Source organism: Legionella longbeachae (assembly GCF_004283175.1).
Taxonomy (GTDB): domain Bacteria; phylum Pseudomonadota; class Gammaproteobacteria; order Legionellales; family Legionellaceae; genus Legionella; species Legionella longbeachae.
The window spans coordinates 145566-162661 of sequence record NZ_RXNW01000005.1 but is presented as its reverse complement, the minus strand read 5'-3'; the positions used below and the strand labels follow the sequence as shown (position 1 = coordinate 162661).

Here is a 17096-nt window from a genome sequence, read left to right as displayed (position 1 = left end):
CCGAATAGAGGAAAATCAAATGCCATATAAAACAAATAAACCTGATAATTCAGATAATCAAGATGAATCGATACAAAACAAATTTTTTGAGAATAAAAAAATAAAGGAAAAAATTAAAGAATATGAGAAAAATGAACCTTTATTTGATGATGACTATATTGAAAAACAGTTGCAAGAAGAACTATTGAAAGAAAGGGAGTCGAATGATGAAGAGTCCCCTACAACGAAGTTTGGCCGCATTTTGTAACACAGCTTTGCCAAGATTAAGCTGAGAAATTGAACTCAAGGGGTCACTTAAAAGCGGCCTCGTTCCAAAAAATAACTTTTTATACGTATTTCACATTCAAACCAAGGGTGTGCATCTATTTGAAGCAATGACAGGTTCTTGCAAAGCCAGGTGTTGTGCTTAAATCCTGAAAGATGTTTGCACATAGTGTTCAGATTAAAGAAAACCCAGGTGCATCATCTCGCTAATAAAAAAAAACGGTCAACAACATCTAAACTTTTCTAAAAATTAAGCCAGCAAAAATCGAAAGTTCTTTTGGATTTCATTCAAATCAAATTGATTTAAGTACAAGGAAAAACTCATCCAGGCACTTAATGCAGCCAAATCGCGGAATGGAAGTGGCAGATAAACAGGATTGGTCAATATCTCGCGCTCCTTTAATTCGGTGAGCAAAGGCAAATCATCCAAAACCAATTTACCTGTAAATAATAATGGAATCGACTCAACATGTTTTTTGCTTATCGCAAAACGAATGTAATTGTAAATCAACACAAAACCCTTGGCATAAGAAAGATCTTTTGTAAATGGCCCCCCTGTAGGTATACTGCCTCTGAAAACACGTACTGTTTGATTGTAACTGTCTTCCTCGGTTAAACCACATCCTAAAAAATAATTATAAATATCAAGAAAGTCTGCTCCTTGTGTGACCATATCTAGTGCAATTACTCTATTAGTAATTTTTAGCATACGGCTTGGGTAGGAAGAAAAGGTAACAACTTCGGTGATCACAGCTAAACCTTCCTGGATAACACTACTTGATGGTGAACCTTTGGAAAGAAAAAAACAATTAGGTTGCATCGAACCATTCAGGGTTGTACCTACATGAACCCATCCTTCATGCACCTCCAAATAACGAAGATCTCGATCACTAAACATGGCTTGCTGACTCAGCTTAATACTATCAGCACCTGCTGAAGCATCGGCAATCATATCATCACTGACCATAACCGTGACTTTACCAGGGTGTTTGTCAAAGAATTGTCCCAATCGAGCTTGTAAAATTTCTTGTGCCTGCTGGGGCGTGTAATGTTTTACGTCTGCTTCTGATTGCAATTGAACACTAAGCCCTGATAATACATCAAAGAGTAATGTACCCATCTCTGACATACGAGGTCCTCCAGCATAAAATACATCATTGGGACTGCCATACAGTTCTGTTGCTATTTCGGAAAATGCAGGCGTACCTCGTACAGCGAGCATTTGTGTTGCTCTGATGTATTCTTCGCATTGGCGCCGAATTAAACGAGTTAAAGTAGAATATTGTCCTAATTGATTCTGGGCATCACGTAAAATATTGCGAAACTCTTCTTGCTTTTCAAACACATCAAATGGTAGCGGCTTTTTCTCATAATATTCTTTATCTACCGCAGGAAGCTTTTTGCCCTGGTGTTTAAAAAATTCTTTTTTTATAGAATCATCCCATTTGATACTATCAAGAATCCTAATCTTGCGTTGCGCATCAACAATTCGCTGTGATAAGTCCTGAATAATATGTAATTCGGCTGATTCTGATGGTGTCATAATAACCCCTCTATGATACAGGTGGAGCAATACTTACACGTGCATCCTGGTTTTGTTGTGGCAAATCATAAAAATTACTTATATTTGCCCTCGATAATGGAGGCGGAACCTCCAAAACTGGACCATTACGGCTATTTAAGTAAAGACGTTCCCCATTACTTGCATAACGACTGCATCCAGAACAAATTAGAGCAATACAAACGAGAATAAAACTCAACTTTTTCACTTAGATCAACTCCAAATTCTTCAATATTTTTTCTAAAGGCTCATGATGCTCTTTTGATAAAGGTGTCAATGGCATTCTTAACTCATTTTCCATTAAACCCATTTTGTTTGCTGCCCATTTAATAGCAATTGGATTTGTTTCAACAAACAATAATTCATACAAAGGTATTAATTGCTCATTGAGACGCAAACATGCCGCATGATCCCCATCTAAAGCCAAATCACATAATTTTGCCATCAACTTAGCAACTACGTTAGCTGCTGCGGAAATATTTCCTTTAGCTCCAGCTAACATCCAGGATGCGGCGGTAAAATCATCACCACTAAACACATCAATGCTTCCTTCGGAAAGACGCAAAATTTGTTGTAACCGGGTCATTTGCCCTGTAGCTTCTTTTATTCCCACAATATTAGAAATTTTTGCCAGTCTTGCTACGGTTTCAGGTAACATATCACAAGCAGTCCTGGTTGGAACGTTATAAAGAATGATAGGCATAGCAACCGCATGTGCTATTTGGCTGTAATGCTGATATAAACCTTCTTGGGTGGGTCTAATATAGGCAGGAGTCATAATTAATGCCGCATGTGCACCACATTCCATCGCTTCTTGAGTTAATTGGATACAATCACGAGTGGCATTCATACCCGTTCCAGCAATTACAGGAATTCGCTCCTTAACTTGATCAACAACAGTTTTAATCACAAGAATCTTTTCTTCGTGAGATAAGGTACCTGATTCACCGGTGGTACCTGCTGCAACGAGGCCATGGCTACCCATTTCAATATGATACTCCACAAGCTCACGCAGACGTGAAACATCCACTTGATCATTGAGCATGGGTGTTAATAAAGCAACTATGCTTCCTTTAAACATATCTTCCTCTATTTTTTATGATCGATAATGCTAATACTACTGGAAAATGAGGGTCAGAGTAAAATTTGTCTTTTAAATGCCACCAATAAATACAATTTATGTTTAATAATTTAACAATAATTAAAATTTTTGTACTAAAATCATAATGGAGATAAAGCAATTAGAATCTTCTTGCAAATAAAAATCAATTTATAAATGCAGAAATTCTTAAAATCATAAAAGGGAGTTCACTATGAAAAAAATTATTGCTCCATTATTTTTTATCAGTTTATCTGTTTTTATGCTCGGTGGTTGCACTAATACAGAAGTAGGAACCGGTGTTGGCGGAGCAGCTGGGGCGGGTATAGGTTATGCAGCTACTGGTGGAAGTGCGGTAGGCACAGTGATAGGTGCCGGAGCTGGAGCTCTAATAGGCAATGCTATTGGTCAGCAACAAGACCGACAATATTATTACCGTCATCGTTACTATCGCCCTGGTCATAATTACTATTATTACTAATACAAAAAATAACTTTAACCTCTATTAATTAAAGGGGTTAAAGTTTATAAATCCATTGAGCCTCATGTATTAACCTATATAATGAATCGATGACAGATGAGAGGCTGGTGACAATTAGTTTCCACAAATTGTTTTACGCCATTGGGCTCCCAACTTAAAGATTGGGACTAAAACGACAAAATGAAATGTCAAAAATTCTTAAAGAAGAGTAAGCAATATTTTATTTACATTGCTATACTTTTTAAAAATTTAGTTCAATCAATATGATTGCCCATTAACTTAAAAATTATACAAGGATTGTTATCATGCGCTTAAAAAATAAAGTAGCTATCATCACTGGAGCCGCCAGTGGAATTGGTAAAGAAATAGCTTTAGTTTATGCCAAAGAAGGGGCAAAAGTTGCAATTGCTGATCTGAACTTGGCTCAAGCCAATACTGCTGCTGAGGAAATAAAGTCTAAAGGTGGAGAAGCAATGGCAGTGGCCATGAACGTCACCGATGAAAACGAGGTCAATCAAGGCATAGACGCTGTAGCTGAAAATTTTGGTGGAGTAGATGTTTTGGTCAGCAATGCCGGAATTCAAATTATAAGCCCTGTAGATGAATTAGCTTTTTCGGACTGGAAAAAATTAATCTCTATCCATCTAGACGGTGCATTCCTAACAACCCGTGCCGCACTCAAACACATGTATGCTTCCGGTAAAGGAGGCAGTATTATTTATATGGGTTCGGTACACTCCAAAGAAGCTTCCAAGCTTAAAGCACCTTATGTAACCGCAAAACACGGCTTGCTTGGTTTATGTAAAGTTGTTGCTAAAGAGGGGGCTGCCCATAATGTAAGAGCAAATGTCATTTGCCCGGGTTTTGTTCGGACACCACTTGTAGACAAACAAATTCCAGAGCAAGCCAAAGAATTAGGAATTACTGAAGAAGAGGTCATTAAAAATGTCATGCTCAAAGATACTGTCGATGGAGTATTCACTACTACTGACGACGTAGCACAAACCGCTTTATTTTTTGCTTCTTTTGAATCTAATGCATTGACAGGGCAATCACTTGTAGTAAGTCATGGCTGGTTCATGGAATAAATTGACATATCAGTGCATATCACTGGCGACAAAAGCTAAATTACTAAAAACAGCTTGTCGCCATAAACACATCCAAAGGAGTTTGCACATGAAAGAAGCAGAGGTAATAGAACAGGCGTTTGCAATGCCACTTACCAGCCCAGCTTATCCACGTGGCCCTTATCGCTTTATCAACAGAGAATATTTAATCATTACTTATGAAACCGATATGGATTTATTGCGTAAAATAGTGCCTGAACCTTTAGAGATAGTAGATCCTTTAGTTAAATTTGAATTCATTCGCATGCCTGATTCAACAGGATTTGGTGATTATACTGAATCAGGACAAGTAATCCCTGTGCGCTATAAGGGTAAAATGGGGGGGTATACTCACGCTATGTTTTTAGATGATCTCCCTCCTATAGCCGGAGGCCGAGAAATCTGGGGCTTTCCCAAGAAATTAGCCCAGCCAAAGCTTGAGGTTGCTCATGAAACATTGCTAGGCACTCTCGAATATGGCCCTTTTCGTATTGCAACCGCAACAATGGGCTACAAATACGAAACATTAGATGCAAAAAAAGTGCTAGAGTCAATGAATGCTCCTAATTATTTACTCAAAATCATTCCCCATGTAGATGGAAGCGTCCGTATTTGTGAGCTTGTCGAGTATCACTTGGAAGATGTTGTGATTAAAGGATCCTGGCAAGGACCTGCCCAATTAGAGTTAGCGCACCATGCTTTAGCCCCAGTGGCGGATCTTCCAGTTCGCCGCGTAGTGAATGCCGTACATATATTATCTGACCTTACTTTACCTTATGGTAGAGTTATTCACGATTATCTCAAATAAAGATTGGCATGGATGGCAGCAAACTCGCCGCAGATACTATCCTGGTTGCTTGCAACCAGGAATAGCGTTTGCATTCACAGCAGGTAATGCTTTTTGCAGATTTAGGATTACCAACTGGTCTTAGCGAGAAGCACTTAACATCCAATGTGCTTTTTCATGAGCTGCAATACGCTCGCTTAATAATGCTACAGTACCTTCATCACCATGCTCTTGAGCCAAACGAACTGCTTTATTAAGATCCTTTACCAAAGCCTGATTATCTTCAGCTAACTCACTCACCATCTGGTTTGCATCAGCACTGGAATCACCATCTTTTATAGTTTTTAGTGCATTAAACTCAGAAAAAGTAGCTGGAGCTTTATGGCCTATAATTAAAATTCGCTCTGCAATTTCATCTACAGCCTCCGCTAATTGTTTATATTGCATTTCAAACAACTCGTGTAAGCTTTTAAATTGCACCCCCTTAACATGCCAGTGGTAATTTTGCGTTTTAAGATACAAAGCGTATGTATCTGCCAAGACTACTTCCAATTTTTTAATTATTGTTCCCATCATTACTCCTAGCTCTTTAATTTCTTTATTTATTGAATAATAAATGCTTTTTGAACCAATACAAAATATTTTAGTAGACGCTATTAAAAAAAACCCGTCATAAAGACGGGTTTTAAAAGAATAGGTTATAAGAGAGGAGGCTTACATCATGCCGCCCATACCTCCCATGCCACCCATTCCGCCCATGCCGCCCATATCGCCAGCACCAGCTTCATCTTTCTTTGGTAAATCAGCAACCATGCACTCAGTAGTCAACATTAAGCTTGCTACAGAAGCAGCATTTTGTAATGCCATACGAGTTACTTTAGTTGGATCTAAAATACCCATTTCAACCATGTCACCGAATTCGCCAGTAGCAGCATTGAAACCATAGTTATCTTTGTTTTCAGCTACTTTGTTGACAATAACAGATGCTTCATAACCAGCGTTAGATACGATCTGACGCATTGGAGCTTCAATAGCACGACGAAGAATATTAATACCCATGCTTTGATCGTCGTTATCACCTTTCAATGAATCCAAAGCTTTTTGTGCGCGAATTAAAGCAACTCCACCACCAGCTACAATACCTTCTTCTACAGCAGCACGGGTAGCGTGTAATGCATCTTCAACGCGAGCCTTTTTCTCTTTCATTTCTACTTCAGTAGCAGCACCCACTTTAATCACGGCAACACCGCCAGATAATTTAGCAACTCGCTCTTGTAATTTCTCACGATCGTAGTCAGAAGTAGTTTCTTCAATTTGAGCACGAATCTGGGCAATACGCGCATTGATTTCTGCAGCTTTACCTTCGCCATCAATAATGGTGGTATTTTCTTTAGTCACTACGATACGTTTCGCAGTACCTAAGTCTTCTAAAGTAGCGGCTTCTAAGCTTTTGCCAATTTCTTCAGAGATTACTTGGCCATGAGTCAGAATTGCAATGTCTTGTAGCATTGCTTTACGACGATCACCAAATCCTGGAGCTTTAACAGCACATACTTTAACAATACCGCGCATGTTGTTCACTACTAAGGTAGCTAAAGCTTCGCCCTCAACATCTTCAGCAATAATCAATAATGGACGGCCTGATTTTGCAACACCTTCCAATACAGACAACATATCACGAATGCTGGAAATTTTCTTATCAACCAACAGAATGAATGGATGCTCAAGCTCACATGTCATGCTTTGTTGATTGTTGATGAAGTATGGAGAAATATATCCACGATCAAACTGCATCCCTTCAACAACAGATAATTCATTTTCCAATCCATTACCGTCTTCAACAGTAATAACGCCTTCTTTACCTACTTTATCCATTGCACTGGCAATAATTGAACCAATTGCTTCATCAGAGTTAGCAGAAATAGTACCTACTTGTGCAATTGCTTTATTGTCTTTGCAAGGCTTAGACATGATTTGTAGTTTTTTGGTGATTGCAGCTACTGCTTTATCAATACCACGCTTCAGATCCATAGGGTTCATGCCAGCAGCAATTGCTTTATAGCCTTCAACCACAATAGAACGAGCCAATACAGTCGCCGTAGTAGTACCATCTCCAGCGGTATCAGAAGTTTTAGAAGCAACTTCTTTAACCATTTGAGCGCCCATGTTCATGAAGCGTTGATCAAATTCAATTTCTTTAGCAACAGACACACCATCTTTAGTTACAGTAGGTGCACCATATGATTTTTCTAAAACAACATTGCGGCCACGAGGTCCCATTGTTACTTGAACAGCATCAGCCAATGCATTAACACCAGCAAGCATTTGTAGGCGAGCATCGTCACCAAAACGTAATTCTTTTGCCATTATATATCTCTCCTAATGAAACAAATTATTTCTCAATAACACCCATGATGTCGTCTTCACGCATCACAACTAGTTCTTTACCATCGATCTTTACTTCAGTACCTGAGTACTTACCAAATAAAACAACATCGCCTACTTTTACTGCTAAAGCGCGAACATCGCCGTTATCTAATATTTTACCTGCGCCAACAGCAATGATTTCACCACGCATTGGTTTTTCAGTAGCGCTATCTGGAATAACAATACCACCGGCTGTGGTACGCTCTTCTTCCATACGACGAACAACAACTCGATCGTGTAAAGGACGAATTTTCATGCTTCTATCTCCTGATTAATTAAACTTTAAACTCATTTGCAATGTTGCTGAAACGCATATGGGGACAAAGAAAAAACTTTCAAGGGTTAAAACAAAAAAAATTTTAGTTTTAACTTTATTCACACTACACTATGTTCTGATATAGTTATTTATACCTTCGGACATAGCATAGAAGTCTTAGTAGCTAACTGTTCCAGACCCTAATTTTATTAAAAAGGTTGCAGCATGAGAAAATGGTTTTTATTAGTATTTTGTTACATTGCTTCATTTGCTCTACATGCAAACCCACTTCCCGCTTCGGAAGTGTTTCATGTCAATGTAACGAAAGTCGATCCCAATACTTTTGCTATTAATTTTCAAATTAAGCCAGATTATTTTCTATACAGTAAACGCATTAAGCTAGCATCCAAGTCAGACAGCAGCATTCATTTAGGCCCACTTCGTTTGCCTCCTACAGTAAAAAAAACTGATAAGCAAGGACACGTGTATGCTGTATATCGTAACCAAGTTTCTATTCCAGTGAGTATTTTAGCCGATAAGCCAGGGGAAACATATGTTGATTTACACTACCAGGGATGCTCAGACGATGGTTTTTGCTATGCCCCGGAAACAAAAGCAATACGATTATCTATAGATAACAATTTAGCATTGGCTCAAGCAAATCTGGAACAAGTAGCCAAGGAGCCAGTGATTACAGAAGAAACTCAAAATGATAGCATTTCAAACGTCTTTTTAAGCCATAATTGGTTTTTTATTCTGATTACTTTTTACGGTTTTGGTTTACTTTTATCCTTTACCCCTTGCATCTTACCTATGGTTCCAGTTTTATCTGGAATCATCGTTGGCCATGGAAAGGAACTTTCAACCCGAAAAGCTTTTTTCCTCTCTTTAAGCTACGTGTTAAGTATGTCGGTAACCTATGCAATAATCGGTGCGGTAGTTGCACTTCTCGGAGCCAATCTACAAATCAGCATGCAATCGCCTTGGGCCATAGGGATATTCAGCCTAATTTTTATTCTTTTAGCCTTATCCATGTTTGGATTTTATGAATTTAAATTACCTCATTCCTGGCAGGCCAAAATACACGGCACAAGTAATCGAAGGGGAGGCCACTATTTAGGGGCCGCAATTATGGGATGCTTGTCTACCCTGATTCTTTCTCCTTGCGTTACCGCACCCTTAATTGGAGTGCTCACTTATATTGCCCAAACAGGTAATGTCCTTTTAGGTTGTTTGACCTTATTTATCTTAGGCTTGGGAATGGGAACCCCCCTACTTTTGATTGGCACCTCAGCAGGCAGATGGTTACCTGAAACTGGCAGCTGGATGAATACAATTAAAGCTCTTTTCGGTATTCTTTTCATTGCAGTTGCCATTGATTTAGTCTCTCGCATAGTTCCTTCTTTAATCAGCATGGGATTATGGGCTTTTTTGCTTATATTTTCGGGTATTTATAGTGGTGCACTTACCTACTCCACCACGAATCGTGAAAAATTTAGCCAAGGAATAGGGCTAATTTTACTGGTGTATGGTTTCTTAATTTTGGTAGGCGCCAGCATGGGAGCGACCAACCCTTTGCAGCCTTTAACGAATGCATATACTGCAAACGCTCCCGCTGTCAAAACGCAACAAACACTGAATTTAAGTGATATAAAGCAAGCTATTTTGGAAGCGCAAGGCAAACCAATCATATTGGACTTTTATGCGGATTGGTGCCATTCCTGCAAAGTAATGGAAGCAACCACATTTAAAGACCCTCAAGTACAAGACGCCTTAACGCGATTTAAGGTAATTAAAATTGATGTTACCACACAGAATTCTGAAAATAAGGCGATACTTACTTACTTTGATGTTGTAGCTCCTCCCACCTTTGTCTTTTTTAACACAAAAGGGGCAGAAATAAATCAATTTAAATTAGTCGGTGAAATTTCTACCGATAAATTCTTAAAAACGTTAAACCAAATCCAGTAAACAGATACAAGTCATACCTCCTCTGACTTGTATCTGCTTCAAACCCCAAACAGAACCAAATCAGTCAATATGTTCACATTGAATTCAGTTGCAACCCACCTATGAAGCAGTTATTATACCCAAAAATCGCAATAACCCATTGTAAATTATAAGTTATTTGTAAATTTCATATCACATATTAACAAATTTTATTGGCAAAAAAAATATCTATTTGTGTAGCATTTCGAAAAATTCAACTTTTCAGGAGCATTTGATAATGACAAAACAAACCCATCATGAATTTTATGAGGGACAAATGATAATCACCTTTGCAGATCTTGAGGGCGATTTAAGCTTTTTGGAACGAAATCTAGCCCTTTATAAAAGCAAATATAACGCTAGGTTTCCTGATCATCATCTTGAAGAAGACGATTTCGGCATAGTAATGACAGATGAAAAGAAGAGATATATCAAGCTACCAGAAAATGTCATTTGCGTAAACATTGGTGACCTTACTGATAAATCACGCAGCAATACAGGCCGAAAAAGTGCATATAACATAAGTCTTGTTAACATTATCAACAATACTCATGAGGTATATGGAGAGCGAATGGTTTCGATTGTTGGTAATCGTGAGACCACCAAATTCCGCATTCTGAATGAACTAAAAATTGAATCTATTAATGAAATCTTTAGGAAAGATACTCAATTAACTGATGATGAACGCCAAAAGAAAGGTGCTGCCCGTAACCCATCGCTTGTTTGGGTAGATGGTAATCCTAAAGCAAAATTATTTCTAACTTATGTCACTGATGAGCTTCATTGGCCAGAAAATTCTAATTCTGAAGAGTTAATCAGATTATTTAATCAATTGAATGAGAGACAAAAACAGATTTTATTTATCAAATGGCAATTAGCAAACAGCACTGGGTCTCCCGAATTATGGGAAGATTTAGCTTTAGAAAACGGTTTTGCTCATTGGCAAGAAAATAAAATAGTGGTAGATGATGAAGAAGCCACTTTGGAATTCGTGAAAGATTACTTCACCAATCCTAACAGCCCCTATGTCAAATATCTTGGACATTGCCAAATAGGCGCACAAATTGGTAGCACATTATTTACTCATGGTGGAATTGATAACAATTCGTTTATTTTGCCTCGTACTTTCACCGAATTGGTTGATGCCCATACATTAGCTCGGATTTTTAACAATGATATCCCTAAGGCAAATGAAAAAGGCAGATTTGTTGCTCGAAATGTTAAAGAATTGCTAGACGCTGAAAATGCGTGGTACGCTGCTTTATACACATTATACGCGAATGCAGCGCAATTAGATGAACAAGCAACTTCACTCTTAAATAAGGGACTAGCTGAACTTATCAATATGGGGCTTCCTGCTGCGCGCAATAATGGAGAAACCTTAATCCATGGGGCTTTTGGAAGCGCATTAAATGAAGAAACTCTGCGTAAACTGTCAGAAAACGGTGTGTACAATTTATATCATGGTCATGTTCCTGCGGGACGCCCTCGCATTTGTAAAACGGTTTATACTCAGGACGGACAAGAGATAGTCATACATCGCATTGGGGGAGATACTTGTAATTATCGAAAAAATCAAGCAGCAATTGCGATAAGCATTCAAAAAAAGAACGATCTAACTAATATAAACATCGATCAAATTGATGAAACGGAAGAAGCCAACCACATCGCAACCAACCTACCTGCGAAAAATCAAAATGGCACTCTAAGAGACAAAGGCCTGCAGACCCTCATTGGCACCCCTATTAATTTATCCGATACCGACAAAGGCTGGCATATTGTAAGATGTTTAAAAGGGAAAGAGCAATTTGAACTTTTCAAGCAAAATGGCCCCCCGAACTTCAATCCAGAAACCAAAGTGATTAGTCTCGCAGAATTGATAAATTTACAACTTAATGAGTTGGCGAAAAAGGAAAACGCATTAAATGAAACTACCGCATTTGCCAATGAAAAGAGCAAGCGCTGTGAAAAATTAGAAAATGAAACTCAAGAGTTAATAAAGCAACAAAATAACAAGATTAAAGAATTACGAAATGAAATAAATACGCTTTTAGAACTATTTGCTGAAGGTGTTGGCATTAATGCGAGATTACACCTTGAAAATGAACATTTAATCTCTCTGATAAATAATAAGACTGAACATAAGTATTTTGAACTTATTCAAAATAAATTGCTGCCGATGACCCAGAATTACTACGATCATCTTAAGTCCCAGGATTTAGAGAGTATGGATGAAATTAAAAAAATAAGAACCATGCGCAAAATCGATTTGATAGAGCATTTGATACACGATTTGAATGATACTGGTTCTTCTTTGAGACCTTCCGATCGTGTTAATCAGTTTTTTACCACTCTTAATCTAGGGGCGGAAACCTTAAAAACGCATCGTGATTCCTTGTCAAGATTCATTACCAATGTGATCTATGCGGCACGTCATCTTATCACTACATTGTTACCCAGTCTGTTGTATCTAACTCCCTTCATCCCAAGTGCCACAACTGCAAGCAACTCCATGGGTTTCTGGAAATCCCGTGGTAGTAAACTTCACGAAAATCTGGAGGAAGCTCGAAAAAGCATGTCTCTAAATTAACGTTATGGATAAGAAAGTCAGGCATTCACTAAGCCCCATTACCATTAGCTTATGGAGCTTGTGGTCGTCCTCGCGCAAGCGAGGACTCATGTCCATGGCGGCACAATGCTTCTGTTGAAATCGATTTCCGCTTGCGCAAAAAGGATGAAACCATTAATTCATCCATCCTCGCTCTTCATTTCGCCCCCACCACATTCTTCAATGTATGAGAAAATTCAATAAGATATTGGAATAGTATTGAAGAAGATGTATAATTAGTTCATTTTTTTTACAGTTAAAATATAATATGAATCATAAGGTTGGTTTTGTTAGTCTTGGTTGTCCTAAAGCTCTGGTTGACTCAGAGCGGATTATTACCCAATTACGTGCTCAAGGATACGAATTAGTTTCCAGTTATCAAGATGCCGGTGTTGTCGTTATTAATACGTGCGGTTTTATTGATAGTGCAGTTAAAGAGTCGTTAGACACTATTAAAGAAGCAATGGCAGAAAATGGGCGCGTTATTGTTACCGGGTGTTTAGGAGCAAAAGCTGACATCATAAAAGAGGCTTGCCCTGATGTTCTTCATATTAGTGGTGCACATGCCTATGAAGAAGTAGTCAATGCGGTTCACCAACACCTTCCCCCACCAACCGACCCTTTTACCCAACTGATTCCTCCACAAGGGATTAAATTAACCCCCCGCCATTATGCATATTTAAAAATATCTGAAGGATGTAATCAAAAATGTACTTTTTGCATCATTCCAACGATGCGCGGAAAATTGCAAAGTTATCCAATGGCTCAAGTATTAACTGAAGCAAAGAGATTAAAAGATGCAGGGGTTCATGAAATTTTGGTTATTTCCCAGGATACCAGTGCTTACGGGGTAGATACACGTTATCAACCAGTGAATTGGCAAGGAAAAACCATCAATACTCGATTTTTTGATTTATGTGAACAATTAGGTCAATTAGGCATTTGGATCCGTTTACATTATGTCTATCCTTACCCACATGTTGATGAGATCATTCCCTTAATGCGCGACGGCCTAATTCTTCCTTATTTGGATATCCCCTTGCAGCATGCCAACTCAAAGATACTAAAAACAATGAAACGCCCTGCAAGCAGTGAAAATACACTCTTACGGATTGCCTCTTGGCGCGAAATTTGCCCAGATATTACGCTGCGTTCCACGTTTATTGTTGGGTTTCCAGGAGAAACAGAAGAAGAGTTTGAAGAACTACTCGATTTCTTGGAAGAAGCACAATTAGATCGTGTAGGTTGTTTCAAATACTCTCCAGTTGAAGGGGCTAAAGCGAATGAGTTAAGTGATCCAGTTCCCGAAGAAATAAAAGAAGAAAGGTATCATCGCTTCATGCAATTACAGGCAGAAATAAGTCGCGATAAATTAGAAAGTAAAGTCGGTAAAACCCAAACTGTAATAATTGATGAAATACATGGGGATCAAATTATTGCGCGTAGCAAAGGTGATGCCCCCGAAATCGATGGGCTTGTGATTCTTCCTCCCAACCCAGGAATTAAAAGTGGATCTTTTGCTGAAGTAATAATTACAGATAGTGATGATTATGACTTATATGCTGAGTTTAAAGATTAATCAAAAAATTCGCGGGAAATAGACATAATCTCATTTTGCATGCCATCGCTACTTACCGTATTTGGACGTAATAAATTCAGATGTAATAGCTGATGGTGTTTCTTATAAGCTTTTTTCAAAAGAGCGTATTGTTCTTTATTGAAAGCGCCAGCTAAAAATAAATGGTGTAATTGGCTTAATGTGTGTGTATACCGGGCCAAAGAAGGGTTTCTTAAATGAAGAATCAAATACTGCACTAAAAACTCTAAATCCAGCAATCCGCGAGCAACAGGATCTTTAGTTTGATTATGTTCTATCCTGGATCTCATAGACAATACATCGTGCTGCAGGGTGATTTTATTTCGTTCTATCTGGACTATTGATTTTTTTAATTGCATAAAATGATGTCTAATTTTTGCATTACCACTTAAAATCCGTGCCTTTAATAAAGCCTGATGCTCCCAGGTCCAGGCCTGTTTTTTTTGATATTCAACAAATGCATCCACATGGCTGACTAATAGTCCAGCAGAGCCTGAGGGCCTAAGACGTGTATCAACATTGTAAAGGACTCCAGATTGGGAACGGGTAGTCAGCATATGTAAAATCTTTTGGGTTAAGCGTGTTACCAAAGCTTCTTCTGATGGTTGTGCAGTATATAAAAATACCAAATCCAGATCAGATGAATAGTTCATTTCACGGCTACCTAATTTCCCATAAGCAATTATTGCAAAATGTGATTGGGTTTGTTTTATTTCAGGGTAGCGTGCATACAGTTGTTCGCTGGCAAGCTGTAAAACCTGATCCACAATCACTTGTGCCACATCCGACAAAAATTGCCCTATCCGTACAGCATTACAGAAACCATAACATTCTGCACGAGCAGCCATCAGCCAATTAGCCAATTTAAACTGTCGCAGAATTTCCTCTTGCAATTCAATATCATCATGATGAGTCAACTTTTCAATCAATTGTTGTTGTAATTGCTGTAAAGACAATGGTCGCCATTCCTGACCTTGATCCAACAAGACTTCCAGCAAAAACGGTTGATTCACTAATAATGAAGTAATAAACGGGCTGTGAGCAAACCAGAATAATAACTCCGTAAGCACTTGCCGATTTTCAGTGATTAATGCCAGATAAGCACTGCGTCCTACAATATTTTCAAGTAAATGCATTACTTGTAACAACACTTCATCTGTTTTCTCGACATGTGTAAGTTCAGCAAGCAACATAACCATTAACCGATCCAGGCGCATACGCGCACCTTGGGTTAAACGCCGGCATCGAGGACTATGACGAAATGAATGAATCATTTGATAACAATAGGAAGCATTTGTATAACCCAAACTGGTTAATAAATTAATTGCCATACTGGTTTCAACATGTCCTTGCCAAAGGCTGGATAACTGATTATCCAATAACCTTTTATCATTTTCATAATCTTTGACTTTGCCAAGTACTGAATGAAATGCATAGCTAATAATGCGCTGATATTTGTTTAATTTGATAACTAAACTATCCCAACAAGAAAATTCCATAGCTAAGATAACTTGTTCCTGTTTTATTGTATCCTCAGGTAAGGAATGCGTCTGTTGATCATTTAAACTTTGTAAAACATTTTCTAATCGGCGCAAAAAAAGATAAGCTTGTTTTAAAGCATCAGTATGTGGTAATAGTTTTTCCCGTTTTAAAACACTCAGTGCCGTTAAAGCATTTTGTTTTTGCAATTGCGGTAGTCGTCCCCCGCGAATTAGTTGGAAACTCTGAATAACAAACTCAACCTCTCGTATCCCCCCTTTACCTCGTTTTATATCATCTAATCGCGGATTTAATTCTACTTCCCTCTCTATCATTGCCTTCATACTACGTAAAGATTCGATCACACTAAAATCAACATAACGCCTATAAACAAAAGGGACGATTAACCGCGTAAACCAGGGATGCGCCTCGTCTAGCACCGCAGTAATTACCCGAGCCTTAACCATAGCATAACGCTCCCAATCACGGCCCTGCTCTTGATAATAAGTCTCCAGCGCTGCTAAACTTGAAACCAAAGGACCACTATCTCCGTTTGGGCGTAACCTCAAATCAACACGAAAAACAAATCCATCTGCCGTTATATTTTGCAAAATTTGAACGAATTGCTGGACTAATTTACTAAAAAAATGTTGATTATCAATACGCTCCTCACCGTCCGTTTCACCTACAAGCGTATAAGCAAAAATCAGATCTACATCCGAAGAATAATTGAGTTCCCGTCCCCCCAGCTTCCCCATAGCAAGGGTATATAAATAAACTTCATTTCCCTCTCTATCACGCGGCGTTCCATGACGTACAGAAAGTGATTGTTTGCAATAATCCAAAACGTGCAATATCAAGGCATCAGCACAATCAGACCAGGATTTGATTGCTTCTTCAACATGAATAATCCCTGCCATCTCAAGAAGTAGCAGTCGCAAAAGATGGGTATTTCTAAATTGGCGTACGTCACGTAAGTATGTTGCAATCGGTAAACATGATGATATGCTTTTAAGCGCATGAAAATAGTCCTCGCGAGACAAGGCAGAAAGACAGTTATCGGTCATCAGTATTTTTTTTAACAATTGGATATGTCTGCAGGCATAGTCGCTAAAAAGAATAAGTCTTTTGGCACTGTCACACAAAGGATGTTGTAAATCAGATAGATATTTGTCGATAAACCAGGATTTTGATTGCAGCAACGCGGAATTTTCCATTTGCATAAGCTTTTGTATTGAAATGCATTTATTTAGAATTGAATGCTGTACCAATAAATCGCATTCATACCATTGCAAAGACAAACCTTAAGTTTGTGTTTTGACATAAAACGAATTTCCATGTCTTATGTCGAGCTCATCTAGCAGCCAACCAGGATACATCATTACAAGTTTTTCGGCTCGGCCATGAACTTAAGGCCACTCTTTCACCGCACTTAACAGACA

The 17096-nt window shown here is 38.5% G+C and carries 14 protein-coding genes; 7 read left to right on the top strand and 7 right to left on the bottom strand.

Annotated features, from left to right (window positions below; genetic code table 11):
• Positions 1 to 19: 19 nt before the first annotated feature.
• The gene (locus tag EKG34_RS06755) at positions 20 to 247 is read left to right on the top strand and encodes a hypothetical protein (RefSeq protein ID WP_003632887.1); all 228 of its coding nucleotides are present in this window, start codon (positions 20 to 22) and stop codon (positions 245 to 247) included.
• Positions 248 to 514: 267 nt separating this feature from the next.
• Here the strand turns inward: EKG34_RS06755 and EKG34_RS06750 are convergent, their stop codons facing one another.
• The 3 genes from EKG34_RS06750 to dapA are packed head-to-tail and all read right to left on the bottom strand — an operon-like array spanning position 515 to position 2906.
• Complete coding sequence (locus EKG34_RS06750) at positions 515 to 1807, bottom strand: flavohemoglobin expression-modulating QEGLA motif protein (RefSeq protein WP_003632888.1); 1293 nt, start codon at positions 1805 to 1807, stop codon at positions 515 to 517.
• 10 nt (positions 1808 to 1817) lie between these two features.
• Positions 1818 to 2033, bottom strand: a complete 216-nt coding sequence (locus tag EKG34_RS06745; RefSeq protein WP_003632889.1) for a hypothetical protein — start codon at positions 2031 to 2033, stop codon at positions 1818 to 1820.
• Positions 2034 to 2906, bottom strand: a complete 873-nt coding sequence (dapA, locus tag EKG34_RS06740; protein ID WP_003632890.1) for a 4-hydroxy-tetrahydrodipicolinate synthase — start codon at positions 2904 to 2906, stop codon at positions 2034 to 2036.
• A 232-nt stretch (positions 2907 to 3138) separates the two neighbouring features.
• On the opposite strand from dapA, the gene EKG34_RS06735 reads away from it, so the two are divergent.
• The 3 genes from EKG34_RS06735 (at position 3139) to EKG34_RS06725 (ending at position 5319) form a co-directional block, all read left to right on the top strand.
• The gene (locus EKG34_RS06735; RefSeq protein WP_003632892.1) at positions 3139 to 3405 is read left to right on the top strand and encodes a glycine zipper domain-containing protein; all 267 of its coding nucleotides are present in this window, start codon (positions 3139 to 3141) and stop codon (positions 3403 to 3405) included.
• A 305-nt stretch (positions 3406 to 3710) separates the two neighbouring features.
• Complete coding sequence (locus EKG34_RS06730; protein WP_003632894.1) at positions 3711 to 4493, top strand: 3-hydroxybutyrate dehydrogenase; 783 nt, start codon at positions 3711 to 3713, stop codon at positions 4491 to 4493.
• Between the two features lie 88 nt (positions 4494 to 4581).
• Positions 4582 to 5319: an acetoacetate decarboxylase gene (locus tag EKG34_RS06725; RefSeq protein ID WP_003632896.1), complete on the top strand. Its 738-nt coding sequence runs from the start codon at positions 4582 to 4584 to the stop codon at positions 5317 to 5319.
• A 120-nt stretch (positions 5320 to 5439) separates the two neighbouring features.
• Here EKG34_RS06725 and EKG34_RS06720 read toward each other — a convergent pair whose 3' ends face one another.
• The 3 genes from EKG34_RS06720 to groES form a co-directional block, all read right to left on the bottom strand.
• The gene (locus EKG34_RS06720; RefSeq protein WP_003632897.1) at positions 5440 to 5871 is read right to left on the bottom strand and encodes a Dps family protein; all 432 of its coding nucleotides are present in this window, start codon (positions 5869 to 5871) and stop codon (positions 5440 to 5442) included.
• Positions 5872 to 6012: 141 nt separating this feature from the next.
• The gene (gene groL / locus EKG34_RS06715) at positions 6013 to 7665 is read right to left on the bottom strand and encodes a chaperonin GroEL (RefSeq protein WP_003632898.1); all 1653 of its coding nucleotides are present in this window, start codon (positions 7663 to 7665) and stop codon (positions 6013 to 6015) included.
• 25 nt (positions 7666 to 7690) lie between these two features.
• A complete protein-coding gene (gene groES / locus EKG34_RS06710; protein WP_003632899.1) occupies positions 7691 to 7981 on the bottom strand; it encodes a co-chaperone GroES in 291 nt (96 codons plus the stop codon).
• A 225-nt stretch (positions 7982 to 8206) separates the two neighbouring features.
• Here groES and dsbD point away from each other — a divergent pair, with 225 nt between their 5' ends.
• The 3 genes from dsbD (at position 8207) to rimO (ending at position 14157) form a co-directional block, all read left to right on the top strand.
• Positions 8207 to 9952, top strand: coding sequence for a protein-disulfide reductase DsbD (gene dsbD, locus EKG34_RS06705; protein WP_003632900.1), 1746 nt, complete (start codon positions 8207 to 8209; stop codon positions 9950 to 9952).
• Positions 9953 to 10208: 256 nt separating this feature from the next.
• Entirely contained in the window at positions 10209 to 12560 is a 2352-nt protein-coding gene (locus EKG34_RS06700) for a hypothetical protein (protein WP_003632901.1), read from the top strand.
• 286 nt (positions 12561 to 12846) lie between these two features.
• Entirely contained in the window at positions 12847 to 14157 is a 1311-nt protein-coding gene (rimO, locus tag EKG34_RS06695; RefSeq protein ID WP_003632904.1) for a 30S ribosomal protein S12 methylthiotransferase RimO, read from the top strand.
• Here the strand turns inward: rimO and glnE are convergent.
• The gene (gene glnE, locus EKG34_RS06690; protein ID WP_012978835.1) at positions 14154 to 16877 is read right to left on the bottom strand and encodes a bifunctional [glutamate--ammonia ligase]-adenylyl-L-tyrosine phosphorylase/[glutamate--ammonia-ligase] adenylyltransferase; all 2724 of its coding nucleotides are present in this window, start codon (positions 16875 to 16877) and stop codon (positions 14154 to 14156) included. The two genes, rimO and glnE, sit on opposite strands and share 4 nt — an antisense overlap.
• Between the last annotated feature and the right edge of the window lie 219 nt (positions 16878 to 17096).

What these genes read in the sequence shown, in the direction of transcription:
- groL (WP_003632898.1), bottom strand. Translation starts at nt 7,665, where the DNA reads ATGGCAAAAGAATTACGTTTTGGTGACGATGCTCGCCTACAAATGCTT.
- EKG34_RS06735 (WP_003632892.1), top strand. Translation starts at nt 3,139, where the DNA reads ATGAAAAAAATTATTGCTCCATTATTTTTTATCAGTTTATCTGTTTTT.
- EKG34_RS06720 (WP_003632897.1), bottom strand. Translation starts at nt 5,871, where the DNA reads ATGGGAACAATAATTAAAAAATTGGAAGTAGTCTTGGCAGATACATAC.
- groES (WP_003632899.1), bottom strand. Translation starts at nt 7,981, where the DNA reads ATGAAAATTCGTCCTTTACACGATCGAGTTGTTGTTCGTCGTATGGAA.
- EKG34_RS06750 (WP_003632888.1), bottom strand. Translation starts at nt 1,807, where the DNA reads ATGACACCATCAGAATCAGCCGAATTACATATTATTCAGGACTTATCA.
- EKG34_RS06730 (WP_003632894.1), top strand. Translation starts at nt 3,711, where the DNA reads ATGCGCTTAAAAAATAAAGTAGCTATCATCACTGGAGCCGCCAGTGGA.
- EKG34_RS06725 (WP_003632896.1), top strand. Translation starts at nt 4,582, where the DNA reads ATGAAAGAAGCAGAGGTAATAGAACAGGCGTTTGCAATGCCACTTACC.
- rimO (WP_003632904.1), top strand. Translation starts at nt 12,847, where the DNA reads ATGAATCATAAGGTTGGTTTTGTTAGTCTTGGTTGTCCTAAAGCTCTG.
- EKG34_RS06700 (WP_003632901.1), top strand. Translation starts at nt 10,209, where the DNA reads ATGACAAAACAAACCCATCATGAATTTTATGAGGGACAAATGATAATC.
- dapA (WP_003632890.1), bottom strand. Translation starts at nt 2,906, where the DNA reads ATGTTTAAAGGAAGCATAGTTGCTTTATTAACACCCATGCTCAATGAT.
- dsbD (WP_003632900.1), top strand. Translation starts at nt 8,207, where the DNA reads ATGAGAAAATGGTTTTTATTAGTATTTTGTTACATTGCTTCATTTGCT.
- glnE (WP_012978835.1), bottom strand. Translation starts at nt 16,877, where the DNA reads ATGCAAATGGAAAATTCCGCGTTGCTGCAATCAAAATCCTGGTTTATC.
- EKG34_RS06755 (WP_003632887.1), top strand. Translation starts at nt 20, where the DNA reads ATGCCATATAAAACAAATAAACCTGATAATTCAGATAATCAAGATGAA.